This is a genomic window from Brucella sp. NBRC 12950 (assembly GCF_030268145.1).
Taxonomy (GTDB): Bacteria; Pseudomonadota; Alphaproteobacteria; order Rhizobiales; family Rhizobiaceae; genus Brucella.
This window is the reverse complement of sequence record NZ_BSQC01000005.1, coordinates 319,201-343,297: the sequence shown is the minus strand read 5'-3', so window position 1 is coordinate 343,297 and position 24,097 is coordinate 319,201. Positions and strand designations below refer to the sequence as shown.

Below are 24,097 nucleotides of genomic sequence, written 5' to 3'. Positions count from 1 at the left end.
AGGATAGAAAAGTCAGGAGCTGGCATACAATGATGCCAAAACTTATTGCGTGGCAAAAAGTGGCAAAGCTGCGCGTCAAACGAAGGGAAACAGGTGCTCTAAGGAAGAAATCATCATGTTTATGATAGTGGCGGAGAGGATGGGATTCGAACCCACGAGACCCTTATGAGGTCTACTCCCTTAGCAGGGGAGCGCCTTCGACCACTCGGCCACCTCTCCGGTAAGGGCGAGATAGCCGGTACGGTTGATCATTTCAAGCGATTTGAGCGCGTAACGTCAAAATTCTCAGTATATTTTGGACTTTTATATATACGGGGGTGTGAATAAGCCGGAATTGCGGGCTTCAAAGCCTGTGAAAAGCAGCTTTCTGAGACGTACTGTTATGGAGGGATTCGCCACTTCTTCTCTATTATCCGGCAGCGCATCGCCGCAAAGCTTCTTCTAAAGCCACATTTGGACATCCATTCAGCGGATTCGCGACCCAATTCACAGCCAAGACTCAAAAAATACGTGTTTTCAATCGTTAAGACCGGTTAACCGGCGTTTACATACGTTAATAAAGTCTAAAATGACGGCACCAAAGGGGGCAATTTCGTGTCATTTCTGCAACAACCGTCCCTCATAGAAGCTCAACAAAGCTTGGGAGCGATATTCGATGTTGAAACGAAAAAGTTGGCGAGTATCTTCACATCCAGAAGAAGGAGCGCTTCGGGGCGACTTTTTCATCAGGGGATGGGGACAGGTTGTCCTTCAGCCAAATCAGAATGCCCAGACCCATTTTTAACTTTGACTGGAGGTCAGAAATGAACATCAAGAGCCTTCTCCTCGGCTCCGCTGCAGCTCTGGTTGCAGCTTCCGGCGCTCAGGCTGCCGACGCAATCGTCGCACCAGAGCCAGAAGCAGTTGAATACGTCCGCGTTTGCGATGCTTACGGCGCTGGCTACTTCTACATCCCAGGCACCGAAACCTGCCTGCGTGTTCACGGTTATGTTCGCGCCGACATCACCGGCGGCGACGATGTCTACTACCGCGGTGGCAGCATCACCCGTACCGCTGACGGCGGCTCGATCGCCCTTGGTAGCAAGGATCGTGACACCTACGATTGGCTCGCTCGCTTCACGCTCCGCTTCTCGACCGCTTCGGAAACCGAACTTGGTACTCTGAAGACCTTTGCGGAAATCCGCTCGGACTGGAAGAACGGCGAATCGTCCGCTTCCAACCTGCGTTACGCATACATTCAGCTCGGCGGTCTGCGCATCGGTCTGGATGAGTCGAACTTCGTAACCTTCACTGGTTACCTCGGCGACGTGATCCTTGCTGGTGGCTACCGCACCAACGCAATCAGCTACACCTTCACCGGTGGCAACGGCTTCTCGGCTGTTATCGCGGTTGAACAGGGCAACGACGTTGATGTTGACTACAACGGCGTTATCGATGACTACACCCCACATGTTGTTGGTGGTCTGAAGTATGCTCAGGGCTGGGGTTCGATCGCAGCTGTTGGTGCATACGACGCAGTTAACGAAGAATGGGCCGGTAAGGTTCGTTTGGACGTAAACGTAACTGACCAGTTCTCCGTTTGGGTACAGGGCGGCTACAAGTCGAACGACGACACCTACTACGGTTACACCGATGCAGATGGTCGCTTCCGTGGCATCCGTGCAATCGACAGCTTCTACGGCACCTGGGGTGGCGATTGGGCTGTTTGGGGTGGCGCTAAGTTCAAGGCAACCGACAAGGCTACCTTCAACCTTCAGCTCGCTTACGAAGACGCAAAGACCTTCGCAGCTACTGCAAACGTAGCTTACGAACTGGTTCCAGGCTTCACCGTTACTCCGGAAGTTTCCTACACCAAGTGGGACGACAAGCTCTCCGTCCTCGACGGTCAGGATGCTTGGCAGGGTATGGTCCGCTTCCAGCGTTCGTTCTAATCCTTACGGATTGGTTACAGGAAACCCGGCAGCTTAGCTGCCGGGTTTTTTGTTATGTTCATTTCTAAAGTGCGGCATATGTCTTGCTTTTTTGCGCTTGGCAGTCTCTCTGGAGTTGTCGGTAACGATAGAATTGGCTGCGGAGTAATGGGCATATGATGAAATGGTTTTGGCCAGGCGTAACATGGACAACGGCGCTCACATCGCTCGCACTCTGGTTCGGCGCTGAACGGGTCGAAACTGACATTGCCGAACGTACGGGGCAGGCGCTTTCACCCTATGCCTGGACAGGTTTTGATGTTGATGGTCGTGATGTTGTACTGAAGGGTATGGCTCCAGACCCGGAATCTCAACAGCTTGCCGTTAAGGCTCTGCAGGAAGTCGATGGTATTGGTGATCTCTCCGATCTCACGACGGTCCTCCAAGAAGCCAGTCCTTATGTATTTAAACTTACTAAAAGCAATGAAGGTATAGTTCTGTCGGGCTTCATTCCAGATAACGGAATGCGTGATTCTATAATGAGTGCAGCAGAATCGGTGGGCGACACCAATCTCGTCGACGATCAGATGGCGTTAGCGCGAGGGGCGCCACCTGAGTTTCAAGATCGCGTACTTTTGGTTATTGATCTCGCGAAGAAAATGGCTGGATCCGATATTGAAATCTCGGACGGTACAGTAACGATCAAGGGGCACGCACTGAATGACGCAGCCTATGACGAGCTGACTGCTCTATTGAAAGTCCCTCTGCCGCTCGGTTTGAAGCTATCGAGTTCGGAAATTGCTCGGCCTTGATATCTTTTTACGTCTAGCGGCTTTCTTCCCCTGTTTCTTAGAAGATCCCAATTGACACAAGGCCTTTCGCTCCCTTTCCTATGTATATCGAAGGGGGTGCTACGGATTGGATGATAGGCGAAATTTGGATGCTTTATCTTGCGGGAATGTTCTGGCCGGTTATCTTGTTGTCGCTTGTGATAGGTATTGCAGTGGGATGGTTAACCGCTGCAAAGTGACTGGTCACAGAATAGGGGAAGGGGATGAATGACCGATTTGTGCGGGGTATTTTTGATCGACTGCAGTGACTGGGGTCACGCGCAGATGCGTAGAGTGTGAGGGAACCTAAATATGCCGATGTTGATCATCCAACTGGCGATTCTAATTGCCGTTGCCTTTGTGATTGGCTGCGTTTGGGGACGTCTCTTTAGAGGCAAGAAAAGCACGGCTAATGATAAGGAAGATACGATCATAGCGGCGGCTCTCTCTTCGCCAGCAATCGATGAAAAGCCTGAGCCAGTTGCGCCGTCAGAAGCTGAAGTAGTTGGCGGGGAAACTGAGCCGGTTATTGAAGCTGAGGCACAGGCAACAAACGCCTCAGAAGAAGAAGTCACTCCGCCTGAAGCGGAAAGCGTTGTTGCCGACGAACAAGCCTTAGTTGAAGAAGCTTTTGCGGTCGTCGAAGACCCTGATCGTCCAGAATTGCTGGATGCACCAATACGTGGAAAGCCGGATAATCTGACGGCAATTAACGGAGTTGGGAAAGCCGTAGAAGGAATGCTGCAGCAGCTTGGGGTGTTTCATTATGCGCAAATCGCAAAGTGGAGCACTGATGAAGCAGCTTGGATCGAACGCCGCATTGGTTTCGCCGGACGCGTTTCGCGTGAAGGTTGGATCGCTCAAGCGGGGAAACTTGTTGAAACATCCCCAAGTGGCACGTCCAAGCGAGGCTCTAAGGCAAAGAAAGCTGCCCCAAAACCCAAGGCTGCGCCGCGTACAAAGAAGACACAGGCTTGAGATTGGAAATCTAAACTTTCCGGCTAGGCCGACTCAACGTCGGCCATAAATCAGGTCAGTTCGGATATCGGCGCTGCCGGTGAGGCGAGCTTTATAAACCTCATAGTTTTCCATCACACGCTGCACATAGTTTCGCGTTTCGGAAAACGGGATTCGCTCGATCCAATCGACAACTTCTTCAATCGGTTTACCGCGTGGATCGCCATATTTTGCAACCCAATCGGATGCACGACGAGGGCCGGCATTATAACCGGCAAAAGTCAGCACATAGGATCCGTTGAACCGGTCGAGCTGTTCGCCCAGAAAATGCGCGCCCAGTGTCGCATTATAAGCGGCGTCGATTGTGAGCTTCGGTGCAGAGAAAGCCATCCCATTGCGTGTCGCAACACTCCTCGCCGTTTCTGGCATCAACTGTAACAGACCACGCGCACCAGCTTTCGATACTGCACTGATGTTGAATTCGCTTTCCTGACGTGCGATCGCATAGGCAAGCGCTTTGCCAGAGCCGCTGATATTTGCATGTGCTGGAATGGCGCCAATCGGATGCGATAGCGCGCCGACATCCAATCCACGGAATGCAGCAGCTTTACCAACACGCAGAGCCAGATAATGGTTATCGTTTTTCTCTGCCATCACAGCGAGAAGGGCGAGTTCACCAACGCTACCGAGCTCTTGTGAGAGCTGCGTATAAAGTAAGGTTGCGCGATTTCCATAACCAATCTGCTCAAGACGCTTGATCGCCTGCACAGCAGGGCGACCAGAGAAACGCACACGCTCGGCATCTGTTGGTCTCGGATATGCAAGCTCTGGCGCCTTCTCATTGAGCTTTGCAGCGGAAAGCTGACCATAGAACGTGGTGCCGAAATGTGCCGAACGTCGGTAATAGCCCTGTGCATCGCCTCCAGCGCCAGCTTCCGATGCGCGACCCAACCAATAATAGGCACGGGAAGCGGAAATCGGACGGGAGGAAATTTCTGCAATCTTGGCAAAATGTTGTGCCGCAAGCTTTGGCTGCTTGAGTGCACGCAATGCATACCAACCCGCATGAAACTCGGCTTCGGCTGCCATAGTGGGCGATTCGGCAGCATGTGCAGCTGCAAGTCGATAGGCTAGCTGAGGCTTGTTAATATCGAGAAGTTCGCGTGATAGAATGCGTCGCTCTCCCCACCACGCGTCTGGATCAACGAGCGATGCAGCATCTTTTGGCGCTTTCAGCATCAGGTCTGTTGCTTCGCTGAAGCGATCTGCACGCCGCAGAAAACGAATCTGCAGGAACATATAGGCAGGGTTTGAGTGCCAAGACCGATCAACATCGGCAATGGCTTTTGCCGTATTCGGCGATTTTTGCGCAAGCGCTGCGTAAGCGTTATAAAGTGATTGTGCCTGTGCGGGGCCAGATAGAAGCTTGGCCGACTGCATGCGATCATTATAAAGCGAGCGCAGAAGACGACGCTGATGGTCGTCTCGGCTCAGAACGCTGCCAAATTCCTTCAGAATTTTCGCTTCATCATCTGCAGAAAGACGCTCTGTTGCCCACCATGGCGCTAGCAACTGGCGCGCCTTGGTACTGTTTCCGGTAGCTACATAGGCGCGTGCAAGAACAATCATGCCCTCAGTTGTCTGAGGACGTGTTGTACCAAATGTAGCAATGACCGTTGAAGCCGAAGCGTTTTCTTTTGCAAGTGCGCGTTCTGAGTTACGGCGTAAGGCCGACATGCCTGGCCAGCCTGGCAACTCTGATGCTGCCATTGCGATCTCAGCGCTAGGAACGCCGTCCAATCCGGATGTCGCGATCGACCATGTCAGAATCTGGCGATCAAGCGAGCCCTTGGGCATTCCATTGCGGTATGCAATTGCCCCCTTAATTTCCCGGGAATAAAGCGCATCGAGACCACTCTTTAGCGTCCCACCAATTGCTGCAGGGTTTTCTACGCGACTAAAGGAGGAGGTAATAACCGGGTCTGGTGCCGCAGTAGGACGAGGCTTAGGGGTAACCAGATTGATTGGCGATTCATGTGTAGCGGTTGACGCAAAGGGGCGTGCCAGCGGCGTGGGAACCTCCGTTGGCAAAGATGATTGGGCATATGCAGCCCCCATTTGCCCTGCAAGAAGCGAGGCAGCAATAATCAAACCGCCCGAAAAGAGCGCTCTTTGCTTTAATGGCATATCTATATTTTTCTTACACATGATCTAACGAGAATAGAGTGCCTGATTGCAGGCAAAATATTGTTCAAATCGGGCTTTTATAAGCCTGATCCACGGAGTGGCTGTCTGCTGTAAGACTATGATCTCGATGCATGAAGCATTGGTTAATAAAGAGTTATGTTTTTCTCTTGTCGGTTTTACCCATAAAGGCATATCTTATGATGATGCTTCGATGAGTTTGGAGCAAACATTCGCAGAGAAATTTTCGTAAAACTGTCATTTGCACGCTGATTTGGGCGGGACCCCCGCTTGCCGGATTTGCACTGCGAGACTATGGTGCATCGCCTCGCAACTGTTCTGGCATATAGGAAAGCCAGCTTGGTATTGCCGGGTTACGTCTCTATTTCTCAGGAGTTCACTGATGCTGAAAGGCTCGATTACTGCACTTGTCACGCCATTCGATAGTGAAGGAGCGTTCGACGAGAAAGCCTTTCGTGACTTCGTAAACTGGCAGATTGAAGAGGGGACCAAAGGTCTCGTTCCTGTCGGTACGACCGGTGAAACGCCTACGCTTTCCCATGACGAACATAAGCGTGTTATCGAGGTTTGCATCGAAGTTGCTGCAGGCCGCGTGCCTGTCATCGCCGGTGCCGGTTCTAACAACACTGTTGAAGCCATCGAGCTTGCGCAGCACGCCGAAAAGGCAGGTGCTGATGCAGTTCTCGTCGTGACGCCTTATTATAACAAGCCGAACCAGCGTGGTCTCTATGAGCATTTCTCGCGTGTGGCCCGTTCGATCTCTATTCCGCTCGTGATCTACAATATTCCGGGCCGCTCAATAATCGATATGACACCGGAAACCATGGGTGCTCTGGTTCGCGACCATAAAAATATTATGGGCGTGAAGGACGCAACCGGCAAGATAGAACGCGTTTCGGAACAGCGGGCAACTTGCGGCAAAGAATTCATCCAGCTTTCGGGCGAAGATGCCACTGCTCTGGGCTTCAATGCGCATGGCGGCGTAGGCTGCATTTCGGTGACGTCTAACATCGCTCCTCGTCTTTGCGCGGAATTTCAGGCTGCTTGTCTGGCTGGTGATTATGCGAAGGCTTTGGAATTGCAGGATCGCCTGATGCCGCTGCACAAGGCATTATTCATAGAGCCAAATCCGTCGGGCCCGAAATATGCGCTTTCTCGTTTGGGTCGCATTGAAAATGTTCTGCGTTCGCCAATGGTTACGATCGAAGCAGCAACCGCAGAAAAGATCGATCAGGCTATGAAACACGCCGGTCTTGTCAACTAAGGCTGGTATTTTTGCCCGGTTGATGGATTGTTACGCTATCGCTAGTGCGAGAGCGTTTTCATTTCCGGGAATGAGCATTATATGGTGCCATTATGAATAAGCCGAAAAACTCTCCCGCCCGCAAAATGGTCGCTGAAAACCGTAAAGCGCGCTACAATTTCGAGATTACTGATACGCTCGAAGCTGGTCTGGTTCTGACTGGCACCGAGGTTAAGTCCTTGCGCGCCAATCAGGCCAATATTGCTGAAAGCTATGCCAGCTTTGAGAATGGTGAGTTCTGGCTGATCAATTCGTATATTCCTGAATATACGCAGGGTAATCGCTTCAACCATGAGCCGCGCCGCTTGCGTAAGCTGCTGATAAGCCGCCGCGAGATGGCGCGGATTTTTAACTCCGTATCACGCGAAGGGATGACCGTCGTTCCGTTGAAGCTTTATTTCAATGATCGTGGTCGTGCAAAGCTAGAAATTGGCGTGGCGCGCGGTAAAAAGAATCACGATAAGCGCGAGACTGAAAAGCAGCGCGACTGGAACCGCGAGAAATCGCGTTTGCTGCGTGATCGGGGCTGATACAGCTCGAAGGTCTTCATAGCATTTCCGGCAAAAGTGCGAAGCGGTTTTGCTGCGGATAATGTGAAAAACAAAAAGTTACAGCGGTTCCAACGATTCATTTTTAACTGGATCGCTGTAAAAACAAAGAGCGCCACTTAGGCGCTCTTTTCGTTTGTAAACAATTTGGCAGCTCGAGATTTAGGAGCTGTTGGCAGTCGATATCAATAATCGTCGTCGAGATCGTCATCCTGACGGCGCTGCTGCTGTGGGCGCTCGGAAGGATCACGGCCGATTTCGGCTTTCAGTGAGACGAGGTCGATGAAGTGATCGGCCTGGCGACGCAATTCATCGGAAATCATTGCTGGCTGCGTGGTCAGAGTGGAAACCACGGAAACCTTGCGGCCCTTGCGCTGCAATGCTTCGACGAGAGAGCGGAAATCGCCATCGCCCGAGAAAATGACAAAATGATCGACGGTGTCGGTGAGCTGCATGGCATCGACCGTCAGTTCGATATCCATATTGCCTTTGACTTTGCGTCGGCCCGTTGAATCTGTAAATTCTTTAGCGGCCTTTGTCACGACCTTATAGCCGTTGTAATCAAGCCAGTCGATCAGTGGACGGATCGATGAGTATTCCTGATCTTCAACCAGAGCGGTGTAATAATAGGCGCGGAGCAAATAGCCCCGTTTCTGGAAGGCTTTCAAAAGTTTACGGTAATCGATATCGAAACCGAGGGTTTTTGAAGCTGCATATAAATTGGCGCCGTCAATAAAAAGCGCAATCTTTTCACGAGAATCGAACATCGTGTAATATATCCACTCTACGGTCGGAAGGGAGTGGGCCTGCGACCGCTTATTCAGATTTGTTTCTTAAACGGCGGGTGGTATTCATTTTTACCAATGCGTTTATTGCGTTCTAAGGACATATTATAGAAAAACAAGCAACCTAGGATTGTTATTTGTGCAAACTAAATTACTATTACGTGAATTTTGCACATTGCAACCGATAATAGCACGATTTCTATTGTTCCGATTTGAACCAAGACGCGTATTTGTCATACAGATTTATCAAGAGACACATTTGTCATACAGATTAACAAAGAATAACGAGTTCATCGTTGTTGTATGAAGGTTATCGCTACGCATTTGCGCTTTTGCTTGTAATTTCGACGCATAAGCGTTATGTGCTGGGAAAATTCCGATAAGTTTTAAGAGATGAAAGGGACCGCCTATGGCCCGCGTCACCGTTGAGGACTGCGTAGATAAGGTCGAGAACCGTTTTGAGCTGGTTCTTTTGGCCGGTCACCGTGCACGCCAGATTTCCCAGGGCGCACAGATCACGATCGACCGTGATAACGACAAGAATCCTGTCGTTGCTCTGCGCGAGATTGCTGACGAAACGCTGTCGCCAGACGACCTGAAGGAAGATCTCATCCATTCGCTGCAGAAGCATGTCGAGGTTGATGAGCCAGAAGCTGCTGCTCCAGCTCAGATCACCGATGCATCAGACGCACTGGCCGAAGGCATTTCCGAAGCTGCAGAAGATGATGTTGTTTCCTTCGATCGTATGTCGGAAGAAGAGCTGCTGGCTGGTATTGAAGGCCTCGTTGCTCCTGAAAAGAACGACGACTTCTAATAGCCTTTCAGACTACCGTATTTTACATGCGCTGTAGCCCGGCAAGGCTGCAGCGCATGTTTTTATCTGCTTGAACGCGATGGCTAAAAAAGTCCATTAAGCAGTAATTCACGCGAGTTTGAGTAGGATTTCGACGAGAAATTAAGGCTGTTTGTAAAAAACAGGTTCAGAAGCTCGCAAAATATTCTATTTTTTAGCGATATCTGGAGCTTTTCTAACAAAACTGCGAAGTGGTTTTGCGTAGGGTAGCGCGGAAAAGTTAAGAGAGAGCGGCTCAAAGGATTCTGTTTAATTGGAACCGCTCTGATCTGATTAGTTGTTGTTTCGTATGTGACTGTGGGGAGTTTCTGTAGATGATGCGCCAATATGAGCTTGTAGAGCGTGTTCAGCGATACAAGCCTGACGTCAATGAGGCGCTCCTCAATAAGGCATATGTTTATGCCATGCAGAAGCACGGCAGTCAGAAGCGCGCATCAGGCGATCCTTACTTTTCACATCCGCTCGAAGTCGCAGCCATCCTCACCGACATGCATCTGGATGAAGCTACCATCGCGATTGCTCTCCTGCATGATACGATTGAAGACACGACCGCGACCCGACAGGAAATTGATCAGCTTTTTGGTCCTGAAATTGGCAAGCTCGTAGAAGGCCTGACAAAGCTTAAAAAGCTTGATCTTGTTTCCAAGAAAGCGGTGCAGGCTGAAAACCTTCGCAAGCTGTTGCTGGCGATTTCGGAAGACGTGCGTGTTCTTCTGGTGAAGCTCGCCGACCGTTTGCACAATATGCGCACGCTTGGGGTGATGCGCGAAGACAAACGTCTGCGCATTGCAGAAGAAACTATGGATATCTATGCGCCGCTTGCTGGCCGCATGGGTATGCAGGACACGCGTGAAGAACTTGAAGAGCTGGCGTTCCGCTATATCAATCCGGATGCCTGGCGTGCGGTTACAGATCGCCTTGCTGAACTCCTTGAAAAAAACCGCGGCCTTTTGCAGAAAATCGAAGAAGATCTTTCCGAGATCTTCCAGAAGAACGGCATCAAGGCGAGTGTCAAAAGTCGCCAGAAGAAGCCTTGGTCGGTTTTCCGCAAGATGGAAACCAAAGGCCTTTCTTTCGAGCAGCTATCCGACATTTTCGGCTTCCGCGTTATGGTCGAGTCCACGCAGGACTGCTATCGCGCGCTTGGCTTGATCCACACGACCTGGTCGATGGTCCCAGGTCGGTTTAAAGACTATATTTCGACCCCCAAGCAAAACGATTATCGCTCGATTCATACAACGATTATCGGCCCGTCACGTCAGCGTATCGAACTGCAGATCCGTACTCGCGTTATGGACGAGATTGCAGAATTCGGCGTGGCCGCCCATTCGATCTACAAGGATCGTGGTAGCGCCAACAATCCGCATCAGATTTCGACTGAAACCAACGCTTATGCTTGGTTGCGTCAGACAATTGAACAGTTGTCCGAAGGCGATAACCCGGAAGAGTTTCTAGAACATACAAAGCTTGAGCTGTTTCAGGATCAGGTTTTCTGCTTCACGCCGAAGGGCCGCCTGATTGCGCTGCCGCGTGGAGCGACACCAATCGATTTTGCCTATGCGGTCCATACCGATATTGGCGATAGCTGCGTGGGCGCCAAGGTCAACGGTCGTATCATGCCGCTGATGACGGAACTTAAGAATGGCGACGAAGTGGAAATCATCCGCTCCAAGGCGCAGGTGCCCCCAGCAGCATGGGAGTCGCTCGTTGCAACAGGTAAGGCGCGTGCTGCGATCCGCCGTGCAACACGTTCTGCTGTTCGCAAGCAATATTCCGGCCTTGGCATGCGCATTCTCGAGCGGGCTTTTGAGCGTGCCGGAAAAGCATTCAGCAAGGATATCCTCAAGCCTGGTTTGCCGCGTCTTGCACGCAAAGAGGTTGAAGATGTTCTGGCGGCTGTGGGACGCGGTGAATTGCCGTCGACTGATGTGGTGAAGGCAGTTTATCCAGACTATCAGGATACGCGCGTTACTTCGCAGAACAGCCCGGCAAAAACTGGCGAAAAAGGCTGGTTTAACATTCAGAACGCAGCGGGCATGATCTTCAAGGTGCCGGAAGGTTCTGAAGGTGCCGAAGAACCCGCTGCGACCGGCGAAAAGCCGAAGCGCAAAGCTGTGCCGATCCGTGGCACTAATTCCGATCTGCCAGTGCGTTTCGCGCCGGAAGGTGCTGTGCCGGGTGATCGTATTGTTGGTATCATGCAACCGGGCGCCGGTATCACGATCTACCCGATCCAGTCGCCTGCATTGACGGCCTATGACGACCAGCCGGAGCGCTGGATCGACGTGCGCTGGGATATTGATGAAGGGATGCATGAACGCTTCCCTGCGCGCATCAGCGTATCTGCAATCAACTCGCCGGGCTCGCTGGCTGAGATTGCGCAGATTGTTGCTGCCAACGACGCCAATATTCACAATCTCTCAATGGTGCGGACCGCACCTGATTTTACTGAAATGATAATTGACGTTGAAGTGTGGGATCTAAAGCACCTCAACCGCATCATTTCCCAGCTAAAAGAAAGCGCAAGCGTTAGCGGCGCAAAGCGTGTGAACGGGTAGGACAAATATGAAAACCGAAGATGTGCTTGCCGTCTTCCGCGAAGCGGGAGCGATCCTTGAAGGCCACTTTATTCTCACTTCCGGTCTGCGTAGTCCGGTCTTCCTGCAGAAAGCACGCGTTTTCATGCATGCGGATAAGACCGAGAAGCTTTGCAAGGCGCTGGCAGAAAAGATCAAGGCCGCTGATCTCGGCAAGATTGACTATGTCGTCGGCCCTGCAATCGGTGGTCTTATCCCTTCATACGAAACTTCGCGCCATCTTGGCGTCCCATCGGTTTGGGTTGAGCGTGAAAATGGCGTTTTCCGCCTGCGCCGTTTCGATGTGCCAAAAGGTGCGCGCGTTGTGATTGTGGAAGACATCGTCACGACGGGTCTTTCGATTCGCGAAACTATCGAATGCATGAAGGATATTGGCATCGAAGTGGTTGCTGCTGCATGCATCGTTGATCGTTCAGCGGGTAAGGCTGATGTCGGAACGAAGTTGATTGCCCTCGCGGAATACGAAGTACCAGCCTATTCCCCAGATAACCTGCCGCCGGAACTCGCTGCAATCCCAGCGATTAAGCCAGGAAGCCGTAATATTTAAGCGATTTCGACTATATTATTGATTTTGCTCAAGGCTGTTTCCACCCTGCGGCGAAATTGCGCTTTGCGGTATTCATCTAGTACCCTTAATTTAGGGGGAAGGGCACGCCCATGCCCATCCCCCTATCTAGGAATTTGTCGTGGCTGTTGCGCCTCTTATATTCGACTCAAAATCCCCTTATCGTGCTCCCTGTGGAGTGTGCGTGGATTGCGACGTGCGTCGTATGGCGGTTTGCTCTGCGCTTGATGACGGTGATCTTGGCGCGCTTGAAGCGATTATGACCTCCAAGAAGCTCGATGCAAACGAGATGTTGGTGGAAGAGGGCGATCCAAAGCGCCGCGTTTTCAGCCTAACATCGGGTATGTTGCGCATCTATACATCGCTGCCGGACGGTCGCCGCCAGATTGCGGGCTTTCTTGTTCCGGGTGACTATCTCGGTTTGGCCGACGATGACGTCTACTCGCAATCGGCAGAAGCAGTTGTTCCGTCCGTGCTTTGTGCCTTTTCCACCAAGGAAATGGACAGTCTGATGGAGCGGTTTCCAAGGCTGAAAGAACGCCTCCACCAAATGACTCGCGAAGCATTGCGCACCGCGCGTGATAATCAGCTCGTGTTGGGGCGTCTTGCACCGGTGGAAAAGCTAGCAAGCTTCCTTTTGGTTTTAGGCGCACGCACGGAAAAGCGTGGCGGAAAGCCTAATCTTGTTCATCTGTCGATGAACCGCACTGACATCGCGGATTATCTTGGCCTGACGATTGAAACCGTTAGCAGGAGCTTCACAAAGCTCAAGACCCAGGGGCTTATCCAGTTACTGGACGCCAACACGGTCGAGATATTGTCTCGCCGCTCGCTTGCTGCGGTTGCCGGAATGGACCCTGACGCCGCATAATTTCATTTACAGCAATCCCAATATTTTTGTTTTGAATTCGTTGATTCAAATCAATGAACTTTGCCTCAGCCACCATTACACCTGACAGTAGAGGATGATGCAGCACATTGCAGTGCTGCTCGATCATAACGAGGTGAACAGGTGTCGTTGTGGCTGGCAATTACAATATCGGCTGTCATGTGTGCGGGCTTCCTTGCCGCCTCATGCCGACTTGCCCGGCAGAATGCCCGTCTTCGTCCAGTGCGCGTAAAGGTGAGAGGCTCTCACCGGATCGTCAGGAGCGGGGAGTGGAACCATCATGCATGAAGCCGCGATAAGACGATATGCGGCGCTTGCCGTTCCCCGCTATACATCGTTCCCAACTGCTGTGGATTTCACGCCTATCACACCTGACAGCACAAAGCGCTGGTTGCGTCAGATCGGTCCAGAAGAAAGCGTGTCGCTTTATGTCCATGTGCCGTACTGCAAAGAGATCTGCCACTATTGCGGTTGTCATTCGAAGATGGCGATCCGCGAAGACGTCATCGAGAATTTCGTCATAGCTCTGTTGAGTGAGATTGAAACTGTAAGTGCAAGTCTGACGGCTCGTCCGCAAGTCGTGCATCTCCATTGGGGCGGGGGCACCCCTTCTATTCTGCATGCCACGCAGTTCAAGCGTATCATGGCGGCTCTTCGCCTGCCGTTTGATTTTCATCCGGACATGGAACACGCCATTGAGCTTGATCCACGCACGGTCAATCCAATTCTGGCAAAGACCTTGTCGTTGATGGGGGTGAACCGTGCGAGCCTCGGTGTTCAGGATGTGGATGCTGATGTGCAGAAAGCAATTGGTCGCGTTCAGCCGGTTGAAACGGTTATTCGTGCGGCAACTCTGCTGCGAGAAGTCGGCATAGATAAGCTAAATTTTGACCTTATCTATGGTCTGCCGCTGCAAACGATTGAGACGCTGCGTGAGACCTGCAAGCGGGTCGCTGAGCTCAAACCTGATCGCGTTGCCTGCTTCGGTTATGCACACCTGCCTCAGCGTCGGGCCAATCAGCGGTTGATCGACGAGGACAGCCTTCCGGATGCCGACGAGCGTTTTGCGCAGGCAAGCACAGTTGCCGATAGTTTCATCGGCTTCGGCTATCAGCCTGTAGGTATCGATCATTTCGCTCTACCTGACGACGCACTCGCTATTGCTGCGCGTGAAGGTGCACTGCATCGTAACTTCCAGGGCTACACGACGGATCGCTGCCATACACTGATCGGCTTTGGGCCGTCATCGATTTCACAATATCCGGGTGGATACGCGCAGAATATTTCCGATGTTGGACAATACAGCAAGCGGGCAGTAGCGGGCGATCTTGCAACCGTGCGTGGTTATACAATGCGCGATACGGATCGCGTACGGGCAGGGATCATTACTGCCCTCATGTGCAACTTCCGTGTCGATCTGAACCATGCCGCGCCGGATATGGAATTTTCCGATGAGATGGCGCTGCTTCGTCCGCTGGTCGCTGATGGGCTGGTCGAGGTGGATAATGGGATAATTACTGCGACTGAAGATGGCAAGCCACTCATCCGCTTGGTGGCGGCAACATTCGACGAGTTTCGCAGGGAAAGTATGCACGGCTTCAGTTTCGCCGTGTAGCCAGAGCTACAATTTGCGCATTGCTGAAATATCATTCGCAATGTGCGCCAGAGCAAAGAAGTAGGGTGGTTTTCACTCTATTTTAGAGCTGCCGCTGCACCGGGCCGTCAAAAGGTCAGTGGCATTAGGGGCACCGTTCGTTGGGGGATGAACGGTGCCCCACTATTTTCAAACCATAAGCTGGTTGGGCTTATCGTGCCTTTTCCATCTTTGGCAGGAAGATCGTCAACAGGCCGAGAAGCGGAAGATACGAGCAGATCTGATAGACGAACTCGATGCTTGTGCGGTCGGCGACGATACCGAGCGCTGCTGCTGCAATGCCCGCAATGCCGAATGCGAGGCCGAAGAACAGGCCTGAAACCATGCCCACACGTCCCGGAAGCAGTTCTTGTGCGAACACGATGATGGCAGGGAAGGCAGATGCCAGCACGAAACCGATGATCACGGTGAGAACAGCTGTTACTTCAAGGTTTGCATAAGGCAAGGCGAGTGTGAATGGAACGATACCGAGGATCGATACCCAGATCACAGTGCGCGTGCCGATCTTGTCGCCGATAGGGCCTCCGACGATCGTACCTGCTGCAACTGCACCGAGGAACACGAACAGCAGCAACTGCGATGCCTGTACGGTCACGCCGAAATGGCTGATCGTATAGAAGGTGTAGTAGCTCGTAAGGCTGGCCATATAGACGTATTTGGTGAAGATCAGCATGGCGAGCACGGAGATCGACGCAATAACCTTCTTACGTGGCAGCGGCAGGGTCTTGTCCGGCTTTGGCTTGCTCTTATTGGCAAGATTATGCTGGTTGTACCAATTGCCAACATACCACAGCAGAGCCATGCCGATCAGGGCTGCGATAGAGAACCACGACACGCTGGCTTGACCGAACGGCAGCACAATGAAAGCTGCAAGCAGCGGTCCAATCGATGAGCCGAAATTACCGCCTACCTGAAACAGCGACTGTGCAAAGCCGTGGCGGCCACCCGATGCAAGACGTGCAACGCGCGCAGCTTCCGGATGGAATACCGAAGAACCGAAGCCGATGAAGGCCGCACCCAAAAGCAGGACCGAATAATGATGAGCCGTTGCAAGCAGGATCAGGCCGATCAGCGTGCAACCCATACCGAAGGGTAGGGAGTAAGGCATCGGACGACGGTCGGTATAGATGCCGACAATCGGCTGTAGGATCGAAGCCGTTACCTGAAATGTGAAGGTTAGCAAGCCGATCTGCCAGAAAGACAGGCTGTAGTTGTCCTTTAGCATCGGATAGATGGCCGGAAGGAGCGACTGCATCATGTCGTTCAGGAAGTGGCCCATACTCGTGGCCAGAATAATGGCGAGAACCGTATTGTTCGCGCTATTGCTTGTTGGCTGCTCGGCAGCACTCATGCTCATAGTCCTACTCCGAAGGTAATTTGGAACGGGATTTTCCCGCAAAGTGGTGAGGTCGGTTCGGAAACCCAATTCGTACGTTTACGAATATTTCTAACCTGACCATTTCATAATCATATTGTTTCGCGCCTGCTTTCGTGATTTGGTCCATTACCTTCGAGACTGGGCCAAAGCCAATGAAGCCAAAATCGCCACCGGGGCTTTTATTACCGGGCAGTGAGGACCTGCAAAAGTTCCACGAACAACGGATCGCCATGTTGGAAAACATGGGCGGACCAGTAATTGCACTTCCAACAAAATATCCTGATGGCTATTTTGTTCCTCGTCATAGTCATAGCCGTGCGCAGCTTTTATGCGCGTCACAGGGGGTGGTGCTGGTTACAACCGATGCAGGACGCTGGATGATCCCCGGTGATCACGCGATGTGGATTCCTGCTGGTGTCAAACATTCCGTCGAAATCGTTGGCGATGTGTTCATGCGCTCCATCTATATCGCTCTTGATGCAATTTCCGGTGTGCCGGACTATCTGCATGTGGTGGGGCTGACCGACCTGATGCGCTGCCTGATTATCGATGCAACCTCTGTCGATAGCATTCCCGAACCGGGAAGCCGCGATGCTTTGGTAATCGATCTCATTCTGAAAGACCTTCACACCTTGCCGCAAAGGCCACTTGGTTTGCCATTTCCGGCAGACATACGCTTGCAAAAGCTGTGTCGGGAGTTCGTGACGAAGCCCTCGGCTCGCGCAACAATTGACGAATGGGCTGACCGTATGGCGATGAGTAGACGCTCATTTACCCGTCATTTTCAGCGAGAAACTGGTGTGAGCTTATCTGTCTGGCGGCAGCAGGCTTGCCTTTTTGCCGCTGTCCCACGCCTTACCGAAGGTGAAGCGGTTACAAGCGTGGCGCTTGATTTGGGCTACGATAGCGTTTCCGCCTTCACGACAATGTTTCGCCGTATGCTGGGTGTATCTCCGAAGTTCTATTTACCTCGTATGCAGACAGCCCACATCGAGGGCCACGAGAAACTGTTATCCGGATTGGTAGCTCAATAATAACAATTGTCTCGGTGAGCAGAGAGCAGTATTAGAAGCCCATGTTGTTCCAACGTCGAAATCCGCCGAGCCGAAAAGAGCGCCTGAGGCTGCTCGTCTGGCCGCGCCGTTCCTTTGCTCGCTCATTCAAATATGGCGGCAAGCGAGTGCTGCGCATCACCGCCTCTCCGCATGCGGTCGCTGCAGGCTTGGCCGTTGGCGTTTTTTCAGCTTTCACACCGTTTTTCGGATTTCACCTGATTATCGCAATCGTTCTGGCCTATTTTCTGGCTGGTAATATTGGCGCTGCAGCTCTTGGCACTACGCTTGCCAATCCGTTGACGCTACCGTTCATCTGGGGAAGCACCTATGAGCTGGGCCGCTTTGTCATAAGCGGAGACCTGGAAAGCGCGCCGCCTTTACACCTGGGACATGCGCTTCAGACGATGAAATTTGGTGAAGTCTGGACGCCTCTGCTTAAGCCTATGTTGTTTGGATCGACGATTCTCGGTGCGGCTTTTGCGGTAGTCGCCTATTTCGTCACACGCTTTGCGGTAACTGCCTTTCGTCGGCGCCGGCTCGAGCGCCTTGCTGAGAAGCACAGTCTCTATCGGTCGCGGGAGCCGAAAAACATATGATCATTGGCATTGGCAGCGATCTGATTGATATACGCCGTATAGAGAAAACACTTGAAAAGCACGGCGATCGCTTCACCCAACGAGTATTTACTGAGATTGAACAGGCAAAATCCGACGGTCGTAAACAGCGTGCAGCCTCTTATGCAAAGCGTTTCGCTGCAAAGGAAGCCTGTTCAAAGGCTCTTGGTACCGGGCTTTCGAATGGTGTGTTCTGGCGGGACATGGGTGTCGTCAATACGCCTTCGGGCAAGCCGACGATGAAGCTTACGGGCGGAGCAGCAGAACAATTGAAACGTATGCTGCCACAAGGCACGCGTGCTGCCATACATCTGACAATTACAGATGATTTTCCTCTCGCTCAGGCCTTCGTCATTATCGAAGCTCTTTCTTTAACGGAATAATTGATGTTGCGGAAATGGTGAAAACTGGTTCCCCGACAAGGATATGAACAAAACAATTGCGATTGTGACAGGTAAACTCCTGCTCATAATCGTGCGAGAAACCGGTGATTGGATTGCCTCGGGCAATCTAAGCCGTTATTAGATCGCACATCGGCAAGCGGAGATACAATGAGCGTGTCCAGCAAAAGTGAGACTAAAAAATCGGGTGGCTTTGGCGAAACCATCAGCGTTATCGTGCAAGCACTGTTGCTGGCGCTGGTTATCCGTAGCCTGCTTTTCCAACCATTCAGTATTCCATCTGGCTCCATGCGCCCCACTTTGCTGGAAGGCGATTATCTGTTTGTGTCGAAATATGCCTACGGTTATTCGCGCTATTCGCTACCTTTTGGTCTCGACCTTTTCTCAGGTCGTATATGGGCCGCTGAGCCAAAACGTGGTGACGTTGTCGTCTTCAAGCTGCCAAGTGATACGAATGTCGATTACATCAAACGTGTGATCGGTCTGCCAGGTGATCGTGTGCAGATGCGAGGTGGTGTGCTTTACATCAACGATGTTGCGGTAAAGCGCGAACGCGTTGGCACCATCGATAATCCCGACGTGACGGAGGTCAATCGCCCGGTTGAAGTCTATCGCGAAACGCTGCCAAATGGTGTGACCTACGACACGCTTGATCTGGCGCCAAATTCCATTGGCGACGATACGCGCGTATTTGAGGTGCCAGCTGGCCATTATTTCATGATGGGTGACAACCGCGATAACTCGCTCGATAGCCGCTTTGGCGTCGGCTATGTGCCTTTTGAAAACCTTGTCGGTCGTGCAAACATCATCTTTTTCTCAATCGCCGATAAGTCAAGCCCGCTTGAAATCTGGAAATGGCCGTCTGATGTTCGTTTCAGCCGACTTATTTCATGGGTAAGTGGCGAGCCGCATACAGCTGTAACCGGAAACTAAAATGGTCTCCGCGAATAAAGCAGCAGAAATTCTGGAGGCGCGCACAGGATACCGTTTTCAAAATCTGAAACGGCTTGAACGTGCGCTCACCCATTCAAGTGTCCAGGCACCATCCCGCGCCAATTATGAACGCCTTGAGTTTCTTGGCGACCGCGTGCTTGGTCTCGTGGTAGCCGAAATGCTTTTTGAAGCATTTCCAGAGGCTCCAGAAGGCGAATTGTCGGTGCGCCTCAATGCGCTGGTCAATGCGGAAACCTGTGCCGCGATTGCGGACGAAATCGGGCTTGCCGATCTCATCCACACAGGTTCCGACATTAAATCGCTCAATGATAAGCGCTTGTTGAATGTGCGAGCGGATGTTGTCGAAGCGCTGATCGCCACGATGTATCTTGATGGTGGGCTGGAGGCTGCGCGCGGCTTCATAAAGCGCTACTGGCAGGAGCGTTCGCTTGAGACCGGAGCAGCTCGCCGTGATGCCAAGACTGAGTTGCAGGAATGGGCGCATCAGCAAGGCAATGTACATCCATCTTACAGCATTTTGAGCCGCAGTGGGCCGGACCACGACCCGCTTTTCACCGTTGAAGTGACAGTGAAAGGATTTGCACCCGAAACGGGTGAAGGTAGATCCAAGCGGATTGCTGAGCAAAGCGCTGCAGAAGCGATGCTTTATAGGGAATCTGTCTGGAAACGCGACACTTCCGGCTAATGCGGAAATCTGCATTCTTTTAAGCGAAATTCGGCTATAATCGGATCAACAGCGACAGTGGTGGGCTTGTCGCATGGGGCAGATTGGTTTTGGGCGAGGAGCCAATCTCTGCCATCAATTTGAAATCGAGCAATTCCAGCGAAAGTGGGGACGGGACCGCGTCGGGAATTGCGCAAAACAAAATTGGAGTGCTTCCCACTTCTTGTGAAATGGGTTGCTCCTAAAAGGATAAGCAATGAATAATCCGACGACGCCGACTTCCGGCGAAATTGAAACCGGGCAGACACGTTCTGGCTTTGTAGCGCTGATTGGGGCGCCAAACGCCGGAAAGTCCACGCTGGTTAACCAGTTGGTGGGAACCAAGGTTTCAATCGTCACGCATAAGGTACAGACCACGCGCGCGCTGGTTCGTGGTATCTTCATCGAGAACAATGCGCAGATCGTACTTGTCGATACACCCGGTATTTTCCGTCCAAAGCGCAGGCTGGACCGTGCGATGGTCACGACCGCATGGGGCGGCGCGAAAGATGCCGACATCATCCTCGTTCTGCTGGATGCACAGGGTGGTCTCAACGAGAATGCAGAAGCGCTTCTGGAAAGCATGAAAAACGTGCGCCAGAAGAAGGTGCTGGTGCTCAACAAAGTTGATCGCGTTGATCCCCCGGTTCTGCTGGATCTGGCAAAGAAGGCCAATGAGCTTGTCACCTTTGATAAGACTTTCATGATCTCTGCGCTGAACGGTTCGGGCTGTAAGGATCTCGCAAAGTTCCTGGCGGAAACCGTTCCAAATGGCCCTTGGTATTATCCGGAAGATCAGATTTCCGACATGCCGATGCGGCAGCTTGCAGCGGAAATCACCCGTGAAAAGCTTTATCTGCGCCTGCATGAAGAACTGCCTTATTCCTCGACGGTAGAAACCGAGCGCTGGGAAGAGCGTAAGGACGGCTCGGTACGTATCGAGCAGGTCATTTATGTCGAGCGCGAAAGCCAGAAGAAGATCGTACTTGGTCATAAGGGCGAAACGATCAAGGCTATCGGTCAGGCTGCGCGTAAAGAGATCAGCGAAATTCTTGAACAGAACGCGCATCTCTTTCTGTTTGTAAAAGTTCGCGAAAACTGGGGCAACGATCCTGAGCGTTATCGTGAAATGGGTCTGGACTTCCCGACTTAAGGTATATCTGGCTGCTCCATGGAATGGCGCGATGAAGGCATAGTTCTCGGCACACGACGACATGGCGAAACAAGCGCCATTGTCGAAGTGATGACCCGTGAACATGGGCGTCATATGGGCATGGTACGCGGCGGGCGCTCCCGCCGCATGCAGCCTCTCCTTCAGCCGGGCAATCATGTCGATCTATCATGGTGGGCAAGGCTTGATGAGCATATGGGCAGCTTTACCATTGAGCCGCTTGGCTTTGCGGCGGCGCGGCTCATTGAAACGCCCGTGGCACTTTACGGTATTCAGCTTGCTGCCGCCCATCTGCGCTTATTGCCAGAGCGTGATTCCCATCGTGGCTTATACGAAACGCTCCGCCTCATTATCGAGCATTTTGACGATCCGCTCGCCTCAGGTGAACTATTGCTTCGGTTTGAAGTGATGATGCTTGAAGAACTCGGCTTTGGCCTGGACCTGAAAGAATGTGCCGCAACAGGTGTCCGTGAAAACCTGATCTATGTATCGCCCAAGTCAGGACGTGCGGTCTGCGGCGATGCCGGCGCTCCCTGGGCCGATAAAATGTTGCCGTTGCCTGCATTCGTCAACAGCACATCAGTGCGTCCGTCCTGCTATGACGACCTCAATGATGCATTCAGAATGACGGGCTTCTTCTTTTTGCGACATGTGTGGGAACCGCGCGCGCAAACGCCTCCCGATGCACGCGGGGGCTTTCTGAATGCGGTATCGCGAAGCATCAACCTGCAACAGGTAAGCTAAAGACTTCGCCCTCAAAAGTATCTTTTCCGCGCCCGATTGCCTTGATCGCTTCAATCATGCGGCCATTTCTCGCCAATATCTGATCAGCAAGTGCGATAAGTCGGATATTCGGGGTTGCTGATGGCGAAAGCTGTCGCAGCTTTTGCGCGAGAGCTACTTCATCCAGTGCCGGATTGAGCGCAAGTGCTATAATGTAAGCGCTTGCGGTAGAGCGTGATACACCCGCATAGCAGTGAATGAGCATTGGCTTGGAGCGACCCCAATCGCTTGCGAAGGCCAGTATCTGGTGAATATGACTATCGTCAGGCATGACCAGCCCTTCGCGCGGCTCAACGATATCGTTGAAAGTAAGGTTAAGCCGCGTGACGGTGCTCGGCATCGATGGAAGATCGCTGCTGCTCAATGACAAGATATGACTTGGGCGATGCAGAGCTATTTGGGCTTCAAGCCTCGAAAGCGGGCTGACCACAATATACGTCATGGCTTATTTCTTTCGCGCCTGTTCCAATGTTGCAAAGCGCGCCAGAAAATCATTTTGAACGCTTTGTGTCGGACGGGGCGTCAGGTCTAGCCCTGACGGATCGAAACTGCGCGGACGGCCAAAATATTTGGTCGCTTCTGTTTCGCTGAAACCGGCAAGTCGTGTTGCCTCAAAAAAAGCTGCGACCTGATCGGCACGCTTGATCAGTTTTTTTAGAGACACGGAAATGGAAGCTGGCAGCGAAAACCGAACGTGAACTGCACTCTCAAGACGTGCTTCGATCAGTTTGTAATTCCCGCCCATCACAGCTTTGAAGGGCGAAATCATGTCGCCAATGACATATTCAGGCGCATCGTGCAGGAGCGTCAACATTTGCCATTCGATGCTCGCATCAGGCACAAGCCGGTTGAAAATCTGTTCAACCAGCAGCGAGTGCTGGGCAACCGAATAGGCGTGTTCGCCGACAGTCTGCCCATTCCAGCGGGCGACACGCGCAAGACCATGCGCGATGTCTTCAATCTCTACATCAAGGGGCGACGGATCAAGAAGATCCAGTCTGCGGCCTGACAACATGCGCTGCCAGGCGCGATCTTTGCCCGATGACCGGTCAGCGGCTGCCATCAGGCTTTGTCCGCGTCGGCAGTTTGAAATGTGAAGCGTACATGCGGGGGAAGGGCGAGCGTAATTTCGGCCCCACCAGCCAGAATCGGCGTGCCGGAATCAAGCGCATCCTTCACTCGGTCAATGCGCACAAGCGCCAGACCGAGTTTGCCGGACGAACTGCCAAGGGCTCCGATATCGCGCCCACCGACCGTAACCGACGTACCCATTGCGGGCAGGGGCGCATCAGATTTTGCCACGAGGACGCGTCGACGCGGCGTGCCGCGGTGATGCATACGCGAGACGACTTCCTGCCCGATGAAGCAACCTTTCGGGAAAGTCACGCCGCCAGTCTGATCGAAATTAATGTCGTGAGGAAACACATCATTATAGGCGAAGTCGGCTTCACCTTCGGCGATGCCATATTCAGCGCGAAGAGCTGTCCATGCACTTTCATCGCTGATCTCACCGGCCTGTCCGTAAGTGCGAATAACATCCAGTTCTTCAGGGAACCGGGTATCGCGCTTAATTGAAACGCTTTCTGAGGAAGCGGAATCGTTCTGCCAGCAAACGCTCACAAGTGATTCTGGCAATTGGGTAATTTCTGCTTTAGCGCGCAGACGATAGAGGGTCATCCGCTTAGCAAAATTAGCTGCAATGCCAGCAGGCATGTCGAATCGCAGCCCGTCTTCAATGCGCGACACAAGGAAGTCGAACATGACCTTGCCCTGCGGTGCCAACAGCGCACCGGGTTTCAGCTCATCGGCGCCAAGCTTGTCGAGATTGGTTGTGATCACGGCCTGCACGAATTTTTCCGCGTCTTCGCCTGTAATGTGAACCAGTGCTCTGTTGGAAAGATTGATCGTTTCCGCTACCGTCGCCATCGCTTCTTCCTTGCCT

Annotated in this window: 23 protein-coding genes and 1 tRNA gene; 17 read left to right on the top strand and 7 right to left on the bottom strand. The window is 52.3% G+C overall.

What is annotated here, in order from left to right; translation table 11 throughout:
• Positions 1–128: 128 nt before the first annotated feature.
• Positions 129–219, bottom strand: a tRNA-Ser gene (locus QSJ70_RS11195).
• 584 nt (positions 220–803) lie between these two features.
• Here QSJ70_RS11195 and QSJ70_RS11190 point away from each other — a divergent pair.
• The 3 genes from QSJ70_RS11190 (at position 804) to QSJ70_RS11180 (ending at position 3,718) form a co-directional block, all read left to right on the top strand.
• Positions 804–1,931 carry a porin gene (locus tag QSJ70_RS11190; protein WP_285536389.1) on the top strand — a complete coding sequence of 376 codons (1,128 nt, stop codon included), beginning with the start codon at positions 804–806 and terminating at the stop codon, positions 1,929–1,931.
• 155 nt (positions 1,932–2,086) lie between these two features.
• Positions 2,087–2,722, top strand: coding sequence for a BON domain-containing protein (locus QSJ70_RS11185; protein ID WP_285536387.1), 636 nt, complete (start codon positions 2,087–2,089; stop codon positions 2,720–2,722).
• Positions 2,723–3,052: 330 nt separating this feature from the next.
• Positions 3,053–3,718, top strand: coding sequence for a helix-hairpin-helix domain-containing protein (locus tag QSJ70_RS11180; protein ID WP_285536385.1), 666 nt, complete (start codon positions 3,053–3,055; stop codon positions 3,716–3,718).
• A gap of 33 nt (positions 3,719–3,751) precedes the next feature.
• Here QSJ70_RS11180 and QSJ70_RS11175 read toward each other — a convergent pair whose 3' ends face one another.
• Complete coding sequence (locus QSJ70_RS11175; protein WP_285536457.1) at positions 3,752–5,815, bottom strand: lytic transglycosylase domain-containing protein; 2,064 nt, start codon at positions 5,813–5,815, stop codon at positions 3,752–3,754.
• Between the two features lie 469 nt (positions 5,816–6,284).
• Between QSJ70_RS11175 and dapA the strand changes: the two genes are divergently transcribed.
• Positions 6,285–7,166: a 4-hydroxy-tetrahydrodipicolinate synthase gene (gene dapA, locus QSJ70_RS11170; protein WP_079211689.1), complete on the top strand. Its 882-nt coding sequence runs from the start codon at positions 6,285–6,287 to the stop codon at positions 7,164–7,166.
• Positions 7,167–7,258: 92 nt separating this feature from the next.
• Entirely contained in the window at positions 7,259–7,735 is a 477-nt protein-coding gene (gene smpB / locus QSJ70_RS11165) for an SsrA-binding protein SmpB (protein ID WP_285536381.1), read from the top strand.
• Between the two features lie 203 nt (positions 7,736–7,938).
• On the opposite strand, the gene QSJ70_RS11160 is transcribed toward smpB, so the two are convergent.
• Entirely contained in the window at positions 7,939–8,520 is a 582-nt protein-coding gene (locus QSJ70_RS11160; protein WP_064320375.1) for a LabA-like NYN domain-containing protein, read from the bottom strand.
• Positions 8,521–8,947: 427 nt separating this feature from the next.
• Here QSJ70_RS11160 and rpoZ point away from each other — a divergent pair, with 427 nt between their 5' ends.
• The 5 genes from rpoZ (at position 8,948) to hemN (ending at position 15,057) form a co-directional block, all read left to right on the top strand.
• The gene (gene rpoZ / locus QSJ70_RS11155) at positions 8,948–9,352 is read left to right on the top strand and encodes a DNA-directed RNA polymerase subunit omega (protein ID WP_007874272.1); all 405 of its coding nucleotides are present in this window, start codon (positions 8,948–8,950) and stop codon (positions 9,350–9,352) included.
• Positions 9,353–9,705: 353 nt separating this feature from the next.
• Complete coding sequence (locus QSJ70_RS11150) at positions 9,706–11,949, top strand: RelA/SpoT family protein (protein WP_285536378.1); 2,244 nt, start codon at positions 9,706–9,708, stop codon at positions 11,947–11,949.
• 7 nt (positions 11,950–11,956) lie between these two features.
• Positions 11,957–12,535 (top strand): orotate phosphoribosyltransferase, encoded by a 579-nt coding sequence (gene pyrE / locus QSJ70_RS11145; RefSeq protein WP_064320377.1) that lies wholly within the window; start codon positions 11,957–11,959, stop codon positions 12,533–12,535.
• A 223-nt stretch (positions 12,536–12,758) separates the two neighbouring features.
• Positions 12,759–13,424 carry a helix-turn-helix domain-containing protein gene (locus QSJ70_RS11140; protein ID WP_153223320.1) on the top strand — a complete coding sequence of 222 codons (666 nt, stop codon included), beginning with the start codon at positions 12,759–12,761 and terminating at the stop codon, positions 13,422–13,424.
• 298 nt (positions 13,425–13,722) lie between these two features.
• The gene (gene hemN, locus QSJ70_RS11135) at positions 13,723–15,057 is read left to right on the top strand and encodes an oxygen-independent coproporphyrinogen III oxidase (RefSeq protein WP_285536375.1); all 1,335 of its coding nucleotides are present in this window, start codon (positions 13,723–13,725) and stop codon (positions 15,055–15,057) included.
• Positions 15,058–15,247: 190 nt separating this feature from the next.
• Here hemN and QSJ70_RS11130 read toward each other — a convergent pair whose 3' ends face one another.
• Positions 15,248–16,453: an MFS transporter gene (locus QSJ70_RS11130; RefSeq protein WP_285536372.1), complete on the bottom strand. Its 1,206-nt coding sequence runs from the start codon at positions 16,451–16,453 to the stop codon at positions 15,248–15,250.
• A 173-nt stretch (positions 16,454–16,626) separates the two neighbouring features.
• Between QSJ70_RS11130 and QSJ70_RS11125 the strand changes: the two genes are divergently transcribed.
• The 7 genes from QSJ70_RS11125 (at position 16,627) to recO (ending at position 22,116) form a co-directional block, all read left to right on the top strand.
• Complete coding sequence (locus tag QSJ70_RS11125) at positions 16,627–17,508, top strand: AraC family transcriptional regulator (protein ID WP_039859613.1); 882 nt, start codon at positions 16,627–16,629, stop codon at positions 17,506–17,508.
• A 41-nt stretch (positions 17,509–17,549) separates the two neighbouring features.
• Positions 17,550–18,125 (top strand): type IV secretion system effector BspA, encoded by a 576-nt coding sequence (gene bspA / locus QSJ70_RS11120; protein WP_285536369.1) that lies wholly within the window; start codon positions 17,550–17,552, stop codon positions 18,123–18,125.
• Positions 18,122–18,526 carry a holo-ACP synthase gene (acpS, locus tag QSJ70_RS11115; protein ID WP_285536368.1) on the top strand — a complete coding sequence of 135 codons (405 nt, stop codon included), beginning with the start codon at positions 18,122–18,124 and terminating at the stop codon, positions 18,524–18,526. The genes bspA and acpS overlap by 4 nt, the downstream gene beginning before the upstream one ends.
• A 168-nt stretch (positions 18,527–18,694) precedes the next feature.
• Entirely contained in the window at positions 18,695–19,477 is a 783-nt protein-coding gene (lepB, locus tag QSJ70_RS11110; RefSeq protein WP_007874290.1) for a signal peptidase I, read from the top strand.
• A gap of 1 nt (position 19,478) precedes the next feature.
• Positions 19,479–20,183: a ribonuclease III gene (rnc, locus tag QSJ70_RS11105; protein WP_007874291.1), complete on the top strand. Its 705-nt coding sequence runs from the start codon at positions 19,479–19,481 to the stop codon at positions 20,181–20,183.
• Positions 20,184–20,418: 235 nt separating this feature from the next.
• Positions 20,419–21,354: a GTPase Era gene (gene era, locus QSJ70_RS11100; protein ID WP_285536366.1), complete on the top strand. Its 936-nt coding sequence runs from the start codon at positions 20,419–20,421 to the stop codon at positions 21,352–21,354.
• Positions 21,355–21,372: 18 nt separating this feature from the next.
• Complete coding sequence (recO, locus tag QSJ70_RS11095) at positions 21,373–22,116, top strand: DNA repair protein RecO (protein WP_064320384.1); 744 nt, start codon at positions 21,373–21,375, stop codon at positions 22,114–22,116.
• Here recO and QSJ70_RS11090 read toward each other — a convergent pair.
• Genes QSJ70_RS11090 through ygfZ form a run of 3 tightly spaced genes read right to left on the bottom strand, consistent with a single transcriptional unit; the run spans position 22,094 to position 24,081 of the window.
• Positions 22,094–22,597 (bottom strand): tyrosine phosphatase family protein, encoded by a 504-nt coding sequence (locus tag QSJ70_RS11090; protein ID WP_285536363.1) that lies wholly within the window; start codon positions 22,595–22,597, stop codon positions 22,094–22,096. The two genes, recO and QSJ70_RS11090, sit on opposite strands and share 23 nt — an antisense overlap.
• 3 nt (positions 22,598–22,600) lie before the next feature.
• Positions 22,601–23,218, bottom strand: a complete 618-nt coding sequence (locus tag QSJ70_RS11085; RefSeq protein WP_007874295.1) for a YfbR-like 5'-deoxynucleotidase — start codon at positions 23,216–23,218, stop codon at positions 22,601–22,603.
• Positions 23,218–24,081: a CAF17-like 4Fe-4S cluster assembly/insertion protein YgfZ gene (ygfZ, locus tag QSJ70_RS11080; protein ID WP_285536360.1), complete on the bottom strand. Its 864-nt coding sequence runs from the start codon at positions 24,079–24,081 to the stop codon at positions 23,218–23,220. The genes QSJ70_RS11085 and ygfZ overlap by 1 nt, the downstream gene beginning before the upstream one ends.
• Positions 24,082–24,097: the final 16 nt, after the last annotated feature.